Raw genomic sequence first — 14,026 nt, forward strand, 5'->3', positions numbered from 1 at the left:
GCTCTCCAAACTATTTCTTCAGATTAGACAGGATTCGTCGGGCCTGCTTTAGATATTTGTCTGTAATAAATCGCGGATTCTTAACCTGCCTTGAAGTCATGGTAAAGTCGTTGGTATGACTGTCATACAGAATCAGCATCAGACTACTTGCTATATTTGTCTCAAGCTTCTGAATTGAGCTTTTTCCCGCACCCTTCTTCTCAAAAAGTTTCAGCTGAGTTTCAAGCGGAATTACAGAATGACGAAGAATGTCATACTCACAGAACTCCTTGGAGAATTCATAGGTTGAATACTGTCTTAAGAACTTCTGATAATCCTTGGTTAGAGAACGAGGATTTTCAATCTGCTTTTCAACAGCAAGAAGGTATGCGGCAAGCATCTTTGCAATCACATCCTCATGATCCTCGGTATACTCCTTATCCACCATAAACATCAGAGGAATTTCAGCCTCAACATCATCAGCGGTTGCAACCTGCTTCATGCCCTTTCTTTCAGCAAGATAGGTATCAGGAGACCACAGCGCAATACCGTCAACCTTTCCGTTTTCCAGAGCTAAAATTGCATCCTTACCGGCAAGATCAACAACCTTAACGTCAGAGAAGTCCATATCAAAAATTTCCAGATACTTAACCAGCATGAAGGCACCAGAGGTCAGAGTCTTGATAGCAAAAGTCTTGCCTTTGATGGTTTCAGGAGAACCGTAGATTTCAGGATAATCCTCGTTCCAGCCCTTTTCTTTTAAGATATCACTGTCAGGCTGTACATATATACCGGTGGTATTTGACTCATCATTGGCGATACCAACGATTTCAAGAGGCATCTGATTTGAGCCCACAATCAGAGGAATACTGGTGACACAGGTTACATCCCAGCTTTTAGGATCCTGACGATGACGGTTCATTATATCGATACCGTTGGTATCCAGGATGGTAAGGTCGATATTGACTCCAACCTTCTTATCATACCCCTGCTTTACTGCATACCACATTAAAAAGCCCTCATGCTCCATCAGCATGGTGACCTTGATTCTTGGCAGGTCGAAAGCCATAACCTGCATCGTACTAAAAAACAGCAGAATAACGCCAAAAACAATCCTTAACAGACAGGAAACCATGACGCCCCCTAGAAACTAAATGTATTTATTGAAGATATGCTTATAGGTCGGAAAATCTCCCGCATCTAACTAAGTATAGAAATAAAGAAAAGATGAAATATTTATAAGTTATGACTTTTGCAGAAAAGATCAAAAAACTAGGAAAGGAAATTTCAGAAATGGGAGAAAAAAGTGCGCAGATCTAAAAATAATACAGTTCAAAAACAAAAGTTCCCAGACCTGAACGGAAAGGGAACCTTTTAACCAGGTTAAGCTCTGGTTATTTATTATTCTGACTTAGAACGAAGGATTGGAGGAAGATTCCATAAATCATCCTTTGAATCCTCTACTGGGCTCTTGCCAAAGGTATCAACTGGTACCTCAGCAATTTCGTTAACATTTCTAAAGGATGGTTCCTGATTTGCTGAACCGAAACCGGAGAAGCCGTTCTGCTGGTGCTGACGTGAGAATCCAGAATTATCCATCTGCTGATTCATCTGAGGCTGAGGAGCCTGATTCTGCATAGGCTGAGGGTTCTGACGCTGGAAACCAAAGTTGTTATTGCCGCTGTTAATGTTACCAAAGAAGTTTGGCTTAGCAGCCTCTGCTGCCCCCTTGGCAATCTGAGAACGAGCCTTGTTGGCTGGATTGTTGGTATCAGTTGCGCTGATGCCGGTGATCAGAATGGTAATTGAAACCTGATCCTCAGAGATTGACTCATCAAAGCTCATACCAAACTTGCAATCTGCTTCCTCATCAGCATATGACTGAATAGCGTTACAGATTTCCTCCCACTTGGTAATTGGGAAGTTTGGATTTACACGAACATTAGCTAACAGACCTGCAGCAGACTTGATATCAACCTGCTCAATCAGAGGTGAATGAATTGCTCTGTCAACTGCGTCCTCAACGAAGTTTGCACCCTGACCAACACCGTTACCGATCATTGCATGACCACGACCGCGCATTACGGTTACAACGTCAGCGAAGTCAAGGTTAATGAAGCCTGGGTTGGTAATTGCATCGGTAATACCCTTAACTGCATTTAACAGAATGTCGTTAGCAGCATTGAAAGCATTAACGATAGAAATATTTGCACCAAGATTCTTTAGAAGCTTGTCATTATCGATAACAATCAGAGAATCTACGTGTTTTGAAAGCTCGGTAATACCTGACTCGGCATTTACCATGTGACGCTTGCCTTCAAACTTGAATGGCTTGGTTACAACAGCAACAGTTAAAGCACCAGTCTCCTTTGCAATCTCTGCAATGATAGGAGCTGCACCGGTACCGGTACCACCGCCCATACCAGCGGTAATGAATACCATGTCTGAGCCCTGAATCAATTTCTTGATGTCTTCCTTTGACTCTTCTGCAGCCTTGCGGCCCTTGTTAGGATCACATCCTGCACCTAAACCGTTGGTTAATTTAACACCAATCTGAACCTTTAGAGGTGAGGTTGAGTTAACCAGAGCCTGTGAATCTGTATTAACGGCAATGAATTCAACTCCAGACAGGCTTTCATTGATCATATGCTGCAGTGAGTTACCACCGCCACCGCCGATACCTAATACACGAATAACACAGGAACCTGATGGTGTAATAGTGGTTCCTGCACCTGCATTTGCTACTGACTCAACACGAAAATCGCTCATTTTTATTCTCTCTGCAAAAATCTTTTCTAAATCATACCAATAAATATGACTTATTGTATAAATTAAACCCTAATTTTTTGTAGTAGCTCACGCACTACGTAAAACCGTAAGAACAGGCCTACAGCTCGCGGGAGATCCATTCAGCAACGGTTCCAAAAAAGCCCTTGCGGTTTTTTCCCTTCTCATTGCGTTCATCATCGGTGTACTGCTTAAGATCATCAAATCTTGCGGATCTTAATAATCCTATTGCAACAGCCTTATCTGAGTCAGAGATCACCTCAGGGGCACCGGCATTTTCAAACAGACCGATACCGATAGGATGACCTACCCTGACTTTGGTGTTGCACTTTAGGAAGGTGTTATCCTGGAAATTGTAGTCACGTACCCAGTCTGAGAATACCTGCTCAATACCAGGCAGCTTTGAGGTACCGCCGGTCAGAACAATACCACCGCCGATTTCCAGACTCTTTAAAGTAGAGCTGCCGTAGAAATTGATACGCTGGAAGATAAGCTCACACATGCTTCTGATACCGCGGTTGATAACATCAGCCAGAGTACCGTTGCGGATGGCAACCTCATTGGAGCTTACCTGAGTTGTATTAGACTCGTTATCAGGAATTCTGATGGAAATGTTTGCATTGTCCTCTGAGAGGAATCTTGAGTCGGCACATCCATAGTTGCACTTGATGTACTCGGCGTTATGCATGGAAATTGAAAATTCCTTGGCAATCATCTTGGTGATATAGTTGCCGCCGTCATCAATACCGAAGGATAGAAGCTGACGCTTGCCCTCGTAAACAGTTACGTTAACGGTACCGCCGCCGATATCCACGTGAATTACACCGATTTCCTTTTCTGCATCGGTTAAAACAGCGCTTGATGCTGCATTACCGGCATAGATAATTGAGCAGACATCCAGATCAGGATTGGTCATGCGGATGGCTTTTTCAATATTGTTCTTGTACATAAAGCTGCATCCGATAACATGAACACTTGCGGATAGACGCTTTGCATACATGCCGATAGGATTGGTTACCTGCTCTGAGCTTTCAGTTACATACTGCTGAGGAATTGCATGAATGATGGAGTAATCAGCAGCATTGAACTTAACACCGGCCATAGCCATTCTTACAGCCTTGTTACGGTCTGACTTGTCAATGGTGCCGGACTGAATGGTGGAATGTCCCTGCTGATTTTCTGCAACAATGAAACAACCTGGTACACCGGTTACGATCTTCTCAATGGTGACACCGTAGGTTTTCTGATAATCCTGAATTAGATAGGCAATCTGTTTTGCTAGGCTGTTAATATCGGAAATGTGCCCCTGAACCATACCATTGCTGACACATTCTCTCATTCCCTGTATCTTGATCTGCTTGTTTGGTTCAACGATGCCTGAGACCAGACGTATATAGGAACTGCCAATGTCCAGTGCGTAGATCTGCTGTTCTGAATCACTGATAGTTACAGGACTGCTCCCCTTCTTTTTCATGATTGCCATAAAAAAGTCCCCTTAATTATTCTTATTCTGTTCTGATGCGGATTTCTTTCCTACTGCAAATCCGACATCATATCTTAAATCCACATACTCTACGTCATTTATATCAAGACCAGAGTGTTTAAATGAACGTATGAATCTTTTCAGTCTTTCAATACCATCTTTCTGACCGCGCCCTAAAATAAGCTTGGTTCCATTATCAAGTGTTATTGTATAACAACGGACATTATCAAGATATAACTCAATCATCTGATATGGGGAGTCCGTCATAACTCTTATAAAAGAAACTGCGCTGTCATACACATCTGAACACAGATTGTCTCGGTATGCTCCAAGTTTGACCAGAGGAAGTGCAAAATTTGTCATATCCGGATAAAAGATGCTTCTGGTTTTGGCATCATAGATTCCGTTGTCATTCCAGTAAGCGGCAGGAACATGTTCAATCACTGAAAGCACCAGAGTATCCGGCATTTTCTTCTGAACAGCTACCTGAGCAATCCATGGTTCCTTCATCAGCTCCTGCTTGAGAACCTTAACATCTAAAGTGGCAATGTTCTGACCTGCGCACACCCTGCCGGTAATATCCGCAATCTTCTTCTTGGTGATATTCTTGAAAACTCCGTCAATCTGAACCGCTTTTACCGGCAGCGCATTTGACTGAGACAGAAAGTGCTTGATTAAAAGATCACCTTTGATAACAAGACCTACCAGCAGCATCACAAAAATGATGCCTGCGATAAAATAACCGCGGCTGTGTCTTGTTTTCGACATGGTGTTCCTTAAACTTTTTCAAATATTGAAGAAAGATTTCTTGCAACCTGTACTACATTACCTGCACCCTGAGTTAAGAGCAGTGCTCCGTCATCTAAAAGATTCTCCAGGATCTCAGGAACCTCGTTTACAGTCTCCACAAAATGAGGCTCCAGCTTACCCTTCAATCTGATGGACATGCACAGGTGTCTACCGTCTGCACCGGCAATAGGTTCTTCACCTGCAGGATATACATCTACCAGCACCAGCTTGTCCACAAGCTGCAGTACTCTTACGAAATCCTCATAGCAGTCACGGGTTCTGGTATAGCGGTGAGGCTGGAATACCATAACCAGCTCCTTCTCAGGATAAGCAAGTCTTGCTGCCTTGATGGTTGCCTCAACCTCAGTTGGATGATGACCATAATCATCCACCAGAGTAATAATCTTACCTGACTTGGTCTTAAAGTTGCCGTAATTCTGGAATCTGCGGCCTACACCCTTGAAGTTCTTCAGGGCTTCAACAATAACTGACTCTTCAATACCGGCCTCAATGGCAACAGCAACAGCTGCTGCAGCGTTCTTGGCCATATGAATTCCAGGAACAGGCAGCTCAATGCTTAGAGGAGCATGATCCTTACGAACAACCTTGAACTCAGATCTTGGGCCGACTTCCTTAAAGTCTACAACTCTGAAATCAGCCTTTTCAGATTCACCGTAGGTAAGTACGGTACGTCCAATCTTAGGAATAATCTCCTTAACATTAGGATCATCCAGGCAGACTACAGCAACACCGTAGAAAGGAAGATTGTGCAGGAATTCCACAAAGGTCTTTTTAAGGCAGTTGAAATCACCGCCGTAGGTATCAAGATGATCAGGCTCAATGTTGGTAACCACAGTCATCATAGGCAGCAGATGCAGGAATGAAGCATCTGACTCGTCAGCCTCGGCAATAAGGTAGTTGCCGGTACCTAATCTTGCGTTTGTGCCGGCGCTGTTTAAAAGACCGCCGATAACAAAGGTTGGGTCAAGTTTGGCCTGAGCAAAAATTGAAGCAATAAGAGAGGTTGTAGTGGTTTTACCGTGAGTTCCGGAAACAGCGATACCGTTTCTGTATCGCATCAGCTCACCTAGCATCTCAGCACGGCGAACAACAGGAATATGAAGCTCTCTTGCCTTCTGAATCTCTGGATTATCCTCGTGAATAGCAGAGGAAACAACAACTACTGAAGAGCCGTTGACATTTTCAGCAGCATGACCGATAAATACGGTAATACCCAGCTTTTCTAATCTTTCAGTAACTTTAGATTTGGCGATATCAGAGCCCGAGATAGCATAACCGCGGTTTAAAAGTACTTCTGCAATACCGCACATACCGGCACCGCCGATACCGATGAAATGAATCCTCTTGACCTTATGCATCAGAGGAACTGTATGAATATTATTTGTTGTTGTCATTTTATCTTTGTTTAGTTTTTTGTTTTCAGTTTATTTTAATTCTTTACTACGCTGTCAATAATGGCAACGGCCTTCTCGGTAGAATCAATGCTGGCAGCATTTCTGGCAGCATCAGACATTGCCTTTAATTTTGCACGATGATCAATTAAATCCTTTATTGTCTCATATAACTTATCCGCAGATAAATCCTTTTGAGCAAATACAAAAGCAGCTCCAGCATCTTTTAGGAACTGGGCATTCTTGGTCTGATGATCATCCACTGCTGTAGGCAGAGGGACAAAGATTGCAGGCAGAGAGGCAGTGCAGGTTTCCGCAACTGTCAGAGCTCCGGCTCTGCAGATAATCAGATCAGTATTCTTGTATAAAGAATTCATGTCATCGATAAAGTCAGTTGCCTCATAGTCAAAGACTGCACCCTCGTACAGCTTCTTCACAGCATCGCTGTTTCCCTTGCCGCACTGATGAACAACCTTGATGGAGTTTTCAGTAAACTTCTTTAAAGCAACAGGTACCAGCTCATTTAAGGCTCTGGCTCCAAGAGAGCCGCCCACAATAGAGATTCTGATTTTGCCTGAAGTGTAGTCACGAGGATAATCATGAAGCTCGATAATCTCTTTACGTACAGGATTGCCTACCACCTGAACCTTATCACCGCTGAAAGCTCCAGGGAATCCCAGCATTACAGAGGAGGCCACCTTGTATAAAAGCTTGTTGGTCATACCGGCAGCAGCATTCTGCTCATGCAGAACAACCGGAATCTTCTGCAGATAGGCAGCAAGTCCGCCTGGACCTGAGGCATATCCGCCCATCCCCAAAACCACATCAGGCTTGAAATCCTTAATTACGGCACGTGCCTGCAGCACAGCCTTCATAATCATAAAAGGAGCACCGATTAAACGCTTTAAGCCGTTACGTCTGATTCCCTTTACGTCTATATATCTGATATCAAAACCATGCTTTGGAACCAGCTGTTCTTCCATTCTTCCACGGGTTCCAAGCCATAGAATCTTTGCACCTTCCTCCTGCATTTTCTTAGCAATTGCAATTGCAGGGAACACATGGCCGCCAGTGCCTCCGGCCATTACCAATACTTTTTTAGCTTTCATATATATGCGCTTAAATCTTATCTTTTATTAGATATAACCTTATTACGCCATTCAAAATCAATTCTTAGAAGAATTCCAATTGCTGTACAGAACACCATAAGAGATGAACCGCCGTAACTGATAAATGGCAGAGTCAGACCTTTTGTTGGCAGACCGCCTGAGGCGGCACCTATGTTGATGAAGGTCTGAAGAGCTATCCAGGCTCCGATTCCTACAGCAACATATCCCTGATAAATGGCATCCTCTTTGAGGATCTTGATTCCAAGGGATATAGCTTTATAAACAATTACAAACTCAAGCAGAATGAGGACACACATTCCGATAAAGCCGAATTCCTCACCGAAAATCGCAGTCACAAAGTCAGTATGAGCTTCAGGCAGATACCCCAGTTTCTGATAGGAATTACCCAGCCCTTCACCAGAGAGTCCGCCTCTGCCATATGCCATAAGAGACTGTGTCAGCTGATAACCTGAACCGAACTCGTCAGACCATGGGTCTAAAAAGGAGGTCACACGTCTTGCTCTGTATGGGGAGAATTTAATTAACAGGACACAGATAATGCCCATAATAACTCCGACCACAATGTACTTTAAAAGTCCCACACCTGCCACAAACATGATGGCAAAGGTGATTACAGCCAGTACAAAGAAAGAGCCCATATCCGGCTGCAGTAACAGCAGAACGGTCATAATTGCAAGAAAGACAATCGGTCTTAAAAAACCCTGAATGGTTTTGGAGATTGCCTCAATCTTTCTGCTTACATAATCTGAAAAATAAAGGATCCAGATGAGCTTTAAAAGCTCAGCAGGCTGAAGATTCATCAGTCCAAGATTCAGCCAGCGTTTTGCACCGTTGATTTCACGTCCTACAATCAGAACCAGAATCATCAGACACAGTACAAAGAACAGAAGGATTAAAGAGCGCTTTTTCCAGAATGCAGTTGGTGTCATGGTTGCAACCAGAGCACAGAAAAAAGCAATGCCGATACCAAAAAGGTGACGTTTAGTCTGATACATGGAATCACCATATTTCATGGTTGACTCCATAATTGAAGCAGAACTAATAATCACAACTCCCAGAGCCAGCAGAATCACAGTGGTAATCAGAATGATTCTGTCATAGCCGGGATTACCCTTTTTGAATAACTGCATTTACTACTCTTGAAGTTTGCCTACCAGCTCAACAAATACCTGTCCGCGATCCTCAAAGCCTTTGAACTGATCAAATGAGGCACAGGCAGGAGATAACAGTACAGCCTGCCCTTCCTTGGCAATCTCATAGGCCTTGTTTAAACCTTCTTCCATGGTTTCAACATCAAAGCAGAGTTCAGAATTCAGCTCTAAAAGCTTCTGCTTATCCTTACCGAAGCAGAAAACAGACTTTACCTCGTTGCCGATGTATTTCTTAAGCGGAGTGAAATCCTGACCTTTGCCAAGACCGCCTGCCAGAAGAATGATGCCCTTGCTGTGGATATCACGAAGACCGATGATTGCGGCCTCGGATGATGCTACATTAGTTGCCTTAGAATCGTTGTAGTAACAGACTTTTTTAATGGTTTTTACCAGCTGGCAGCGATGAGGCAGACCGGTGAAGCGGCGCAGAGCCTTTATCTGAGAGGACTTTGAAACATTTACACAGTCAGTTAATGCCAGACAGGCAAGAGCATTGAGATAATTATGAACGCCGTAGATACGAAGCTCATTTACGTTCATGATTCTCTGCTTGTTCTTTGTCAGAAAGATACCGTCACGAGCTCTTTCAATACCATAGGTTCCCTTGTTATCAAGACCGAAGGAAGTGATATTGTATTTATCAAGCTCTGACTCATGTGGATAGGTACGAGGATCTTCACGATTTACGATCACGTTCTTGCAGTTCTTGAAGATTGCCTTTTTGGCAAGAGCATATTCCTCAATATCACCGTGATATCTGTCCAGATGATCCTCAGATACATTAAGAATTGTACAGGCAGCAAGCTTCAGAGACTTGGTGGTTTCAAGCTCAAAACTTGAAAGCTCAAGTACATAAAGCTCAACGTCATCAGCAAGAATATCAAATACAGGCACACCGATATTTGCACCGACAGCAACTTTGATACCGGCAGTGTCAGCCATAAAACCGGTCAGAGCAGTAACGGTTGATTTACCGTTGGAACCGGTGATACCTACGATAGGAGCCTTTGCCTCTCTTGCAAACAGCTCAATATCACCGACAACTTCAACACCTGCAGCAATAACCTTGGAAATCTCTTCATCATAGATACTGATGCCAGGGCTGATGACCACCATATCGTACTCGACTAAAACGTCTGCACTGATAGGGCCTAATCTTAAGTCAATACCAGTTGGAAGATCACCTACGTGAGGAGGATTGTGTCTGGTATCAAAAACAGTCAGAACCTTAAGGTCATGTTTGATTAAATATTTGATAGCTGAAATATTTGAAATACCTAAACCTATTACAGCTACTTTCTTTCCATCTAGATTTTTATTCATATTTTTCTAATAATTATCTTAATTTCAAGGTGATAATACCAATCAGAACCAGCACGATGGTAATAATCCAGAAACGTGCCATTACACGTGGCTCAGGCCAACCACCTTTTTCAAAATGATGATGAATAGGTGCCATTCTGAAGATTCTGCGGCCTCTCCACTTATAGGAGCCAACCTGAAGAATCACACTCACAGTCTCAAGAACAAAGATACCGCCCATAATGAACAGCAGGAATTCCTGTCTGATCAGAATTGCGATAATACCTAAAACTGCACCTAGGGATAAGGAACCAACGTCACCCATGAAAACCTGTGCTGGGTAGGAGTTGAACCATAGGAAACCTAAACCTGCACCAATGATAGCTGTGCAGACAATAGTGATTTCTGAAGCCTTTGGAACATATGGGATATACAGATAGCTTGCAAAGTTTGAATTTGAGGTTACCCAGGCAACAAAAGCAAGACCTGAGGCCACAGTAATGGTGGTGATAATTGCAAGTCCATCCAGACCGTCTGTCAGGTTAACCGCATTTGAGGAACCGGTCAGAACGAAGTAAGCCAGAGGAATAATCAGGAAGCCTAAGTCAGGCATGAAATCCTTAAAGAAAGGAACCACTAAGGTTGTCTCAGCAGGAGTTGAGGCGGTACCATAAATACAGCAGGCTAAAGTGATAGCACATGCAGACTGCCAGAAATACTTGTATTTTGCTCTAAGTCCATGAGGATCGTGACGAACAACCTTCAGGAAGTCATCTGCAAAACCGATGAGGGAATAGCAGATCAGAGTTGCCAGTGTATACCAGACATAGACGTTATCAAGCTTACACCATAAAAGCATTGATAAGGCAATTGAGCCCACAATCAGAATACCGCCCATGGTTGGGGTGCCGTTCTTTTTCAGATGAGACTCAGGACCATCATTTCTAACAACCTGACCGAAATGTAACAGCTGCAGTTTTCTGATTACATAAGAACCAAAAAACAGAGAAAGGAATAAAGCTGTAAACAGTGACAGTACAGCTCTGAATGTCAGGTACTCAAAAACACGAAATGATGAAATGTACTGACTTAAGTAATCTGATAAATAAACTATCATTTAGTTTGCCCCTAGAGCGATAAGTTCCCTGGTAATCTCTTCCATATGCATTGAGTGTGAGCCTTTAACTAAAAAGCTTGTATATGGGTGATTGTTAATTACAGTGCGTGCATATTGTACGAGATCTGCGTGACAATTAAAATGTTTTGCTTTATTTCCTGCCTTTTTACAGGTGTGTTCGGTCAGAGGACCAACACATAAAAGTTCATCAACCTTTGAGGCGGCGTGCTCTCCGACACTTTCATGCAGTTCTACGGCTGCATCACCAAGCTCGCCCATGTCACCGAAAATCATAACCTTGTGGCCTGACTGAAGATTCAGGGTATCCAAAGCGGCGATTACAGCGTTATAGCTTGCATTGTAGGCATCATCAATAACACTCATGTTCTTGAAGGTGCTTGCAAAGAGTCTGCCCTTGATAGCGCCGGAGGCCAAAAGACCTTCCTTAAGCTTTGACTCATCAGCACCACTGATTAAAGCCAGAGTACAGGCTGCAGCTGCATTTGAGGCATTGTGAGCTCCCATAACATTCATGCTGATATCAAAAGTCTGATTAGGACAGGTTAAGGTAAAGCTCAGTCCGTCTGCAGAATTCTTAACATCTGAAAAACGTACAAAGTCAAAATCATGAGAACCGAAGGACAGAAGTTTTCCGCTTGCAAAAGCAGATTTGTAGTCAGACTTCCAGCGCTCAAAATACTTGTTGTCGGATGGAACTGCAGCCATACCGCCACGGGACAGAACATCCTCAAGAATTTCTGATTTGCCCTTGTAGACACCGTCATATGAGCCGAAGCCTTCAATATGAGCTCCGCCGACATTATTAATGATTGCGGTGTCAGCCTTAACAAATTCACAGGTATGAGCAATATCGAAAAGATGACTTGCGCCCTGTTCTATAACAGCAAAATCGGTATCCTTCTCAAGTCTTAAAAGAGTTAGAGGAACACCGATGTCGTTGTTGAAATTGCCGTTGGTACACATGCTCTTTCCACATAGAGAAAGGATTGAATGTGTAAATTCCTTCACTGTGGTCTTGCCGCAGGAACCGGTAAGACTTGCAATTTTAGCCTTGGACTGACGTCTTACAAGATAACCGCAGTAGCCTAAAGCCTTCTGGGTATCATTACAGAGAATTACAGGTACCCTGCTTACAATACTCTGTGGCAGAACCTTTGAGGAAACCACTGCAACCGCACCGTTGTCGATTGCCTTTTCAATAAAGTCGTGACCGTCGAAACGCTCACCGATAAGAGCAACAAAGAGAGCATCCTTACAGTTGCGGGAATCTGTGCTTACTGCACTGATTACTCTGTCGTCACCTAATAGCTTATAGTTTGCGTATACTGCAAGCTCACTTAATTTAAAACTAATCACACTTAACTCCTAAAAGCTTGCAGGCAATCTCTCTGTCTGAGAAATGAATGGTCTTATCCTTGAAAATCTGATAATCCTCATGGCCTTTACCGGCAATCACGATACAGTCTTTCTCGGACGCATGCTCAAAGGCGTACTTGATTGCCTTCTCACGATCCTCAATACAGATGTAGTTATGAGCTTCGGCAATTACACCGTTCTGCATATCATCTAAAATTGCCTTTGGATCTTCGGTTCTTGGATTATCTGAGGTGAAGACCGCATGGTCGGCAAATACAGAGGCCTTGATAGCCATAATCGGACGCTTGCCTTTATCTCTGTCACCGCCGCAGCCTAATACACACCATACATCACCGTCAGGATGATGCTCTCTAACACCGCGAAGCACCTGTTCCACACCATCAGGGGTATGTGCATAGTCAACCACGATATGAGGCTTGTGCTCGGCAACAAAACACTCCATTCTGCCCTTGATTGGTTTGAGCTTTGAAGCTGTAGCTAAAAGCTTGTCCAATGGGAAGCCCAGATTTAAAAGCACAGTAAGAGCACAGGCAAAGTTCTCTACATTAAAACCGCCTAAAAGGCCGATTTCACATTTGCCTGAACCATAGCTTGACTCAACCTCGATAGCAATTGAGTGAGCCTTATAGGTTGCAGACTTGATCCAGACATAGCGGTTGAATAAAAGAGAATTTGTTGAGCTGAAGAAATCACTCTTGCAGCTGTAGGCTACACATCCGTGTAATTCCTCGCTGTACTTGATGCCCTGCTCATTATCAACATTCAGAACAATACGCTTAGGAGGAACTCTCTTCAGGAAATTCAGTTTAGCCTCGGCATATTTCTCCATGGTCTGGTGATAATCCAGATGATCACGGGTCAGATTGGTATAGCCACCTGCACTGAAGGTACAGCCGTCAATACGACCTTCAACCGCTCCGATAGATGAAACCTCCAAAGCAGCATAATGAGCACCCTGATGAACCATCTCATTGAGGGTTTTCTGAAGAGTTACTGCATCCAGGGTTGTATTTGAACTTTTCTGAAGATCAGGCAGGAAACCGAAACCTAAGGTACCTAAAACAGCACACTTGGTATCCAGGCCAAAGGACAGCCACTGGGCAATAAGCTGAGTAATAGTGCTCTTGCCGTTGGTGCCGGTAATACCGATAAGACCGATTTTGTTGGAAGGGTTATCATAGAACCAGCTTGCCAGAAGACCGATTTTCTTATCCTTAGGGATCTTGATGACAGGGATGGTGATACCTTCTAAATCCTCGTCTGATGGAGGATTCTTATCCTGATATAAAATAGCCACAGCACCTGCATCCTGAGCAGAGCGCATGTATTTAAGGCCGTTGGTTCTGGTGCCCTTTAAAGCTAAAAAAGCAGAACCGTTCTTTATCTTTCTTGAATCAATTTCAAGGTCGAGAACCTCAATATCCTCGACCTTTTTCTTTAAACCTAGGAAGCTTACAATCTGTTTTAATTTTTTCATT

11 protein-coding genes are annotated in these 14,026 nt (G+C 43.4%); all 11 read right to left on the bottom strand.

What is annotated here, in order from left to right:
- Positions 1-10 precede the first annotated feature (10 nt).
- The 11 genes from BM308_RS03080 to BM308_RS03130 all read right to left on the bottom strand — a co-directional run bounded on the left by BM308_RS03080 (position 11) and on the right by BM308_RS03130 (position 14,025).
- Positions 11-1,048, bottom strand: a complete 1,038-nt coding sequence (locus BM308_RS03080; RefSeq protein WP_177214405.1) for an ABC transporter substrate-binding protein — start codon at positions 1,046-1,048, stop codon at positions 11-13.
- 332 nt (positions 1,049-1,380) lie between these two features.
- On the bottom strand, positions 1,381-2,748 hold the full coding sequence (gene ftsZ, locus BM308_RS03085; RefSeq protein WP_074942824.1) for a cell division protein FtsZ: 1,368 nt from the start codon (positions 2,746-2,748) through the stop codon (positions 1,381-1,383).
- 118 nt (positions 2,749-2,866) lie between these two features.
- On the bottom strand, positions 2,867-4,249 hold the full coding sequence (gene ftsA / locus BM308_RS03090; RefSeq protein WP_074942825.1) for a cell division protein FtsA: 1,383 nt from the start codon (positions 4,247-4,249) through the stop codon (positions 2,867-2,869).
- A gap of 12 nt (positions 4,250-4,261) precedes the next feature.
- Positions 4,262-5,017, bottom strand: a complete 756-nt coding sequence (locus BM308_RS03095; protein ID WP_074942826.1) for a cell division protein FtsQ/DivIB — start codon at positions 5,015-5,017, stop codon at positions 4,262-4,264.
- 8 nt (positions 5,018-5,025) lie between these two features.
- Positions 5,026-6,453 (bottom strand): UDP-N-acetylmuramate--L-alanine ligase, encoded by a 1,428-nt coding sequence (gene murC, locus BM308_RS03100; protein WP_074942827.1) that lies wholly within the window; start codon positions 6,451-6,453, stop codon positions 5,026-5,028.
- 35 nt (positions 6,454-6,488) lie between these two features.
- Positions 6,489-7,559, bottom strand: coding sequence for an undecaprenyldiphospho-muramoylpentapeptide beta-N-acetylglucosaminyltransferase (gene murG / locus BM308_RS03105; protein ID WP_074942828.1), 1,071 nt, complete (start codon positions 7,557-7,559; stop codon positions 6,489-6,491).
- A gap of 17 nt (positions 7,560-7,576) precedes the next feature.
- Complete coding sequence (gene ftsW, locus BM308_RS03110; RefSeq protein WP_074942829.1) at positions 7,577-8,710, bottom strand: putative lipid II flippase FtsW; 1,134 nt, start codon at positions 8,708-8,710, stop codon at positions 7,577-7,579.
- A gap of 3 nt (positions 8,711-8,713) precedes the next feature.
- Positions 8,714-10,054 (bottom strand): UDP-N-acetylmuramoyl-L-alanine--D-glutamate ligase, encoded by a 1,341-nt coding sequence (gene murD, locus BM308_RS03115; RefSeq protein ID WP_074942830.1) that lies wholly within the window; start codon positions 10,052-10,054, stop codon positions 8,714-8,716.
- A 13-nt stretch (positions 10,055-10,067) separates the two neighbouring features.
- Entirely contained in the window at positions 10,068-11,150 is a 1,083-nt protein-coding gene (gene mraY / locus BM308_RS03120; protein WP_074942831.1) for a phospho-N-acetylmuramoyl-pentapeptide-transferase, read from the bottom strand.
- Positions 11,151-12,527, bottom strand: coding sequence for a UDP-N-acetylmuramoyl-tripeptide--D-alanyl-D-alanine ligase (locus tag BM308_RS03125; protein WP_074942832.1), 1,377 nt, complete (start codon positions 12,525-12,527; stop codon positions 11,151-11,153).
- Positions 12,520-14,025: a UDP-N-acetylmuramoyl-L-alanyl-D-glutamate--2,6-diaminopimelate ligase gene (locus tag BM308_RS03130; protein ID WP_074942833.1), complete on the bottom strand. Its 1,506-nt coding sequence runs from the start codon at positions 14,023-14,025 to the stop codon at positions 12,520-12,522. Before BM308_RS03130 ends, BM308_RS03125 begins: the two co-directional genes overlap by 8 nt.
- Position 14,026: the final 1 nt, after the last annotated feature.

The sequence above is a fragment of the Succinivibrio dextrinosolvens genome, from assembly GCF_900116345.1.
GTDB classification, from domain to species: domain Bacteria; phylum Pseudomonadota; class Gammaproteobacteria; order Enterobacterales; family Succinivibrionaceae; genus Succinivibrio; species Succinivibrio dextrinosolvens_B.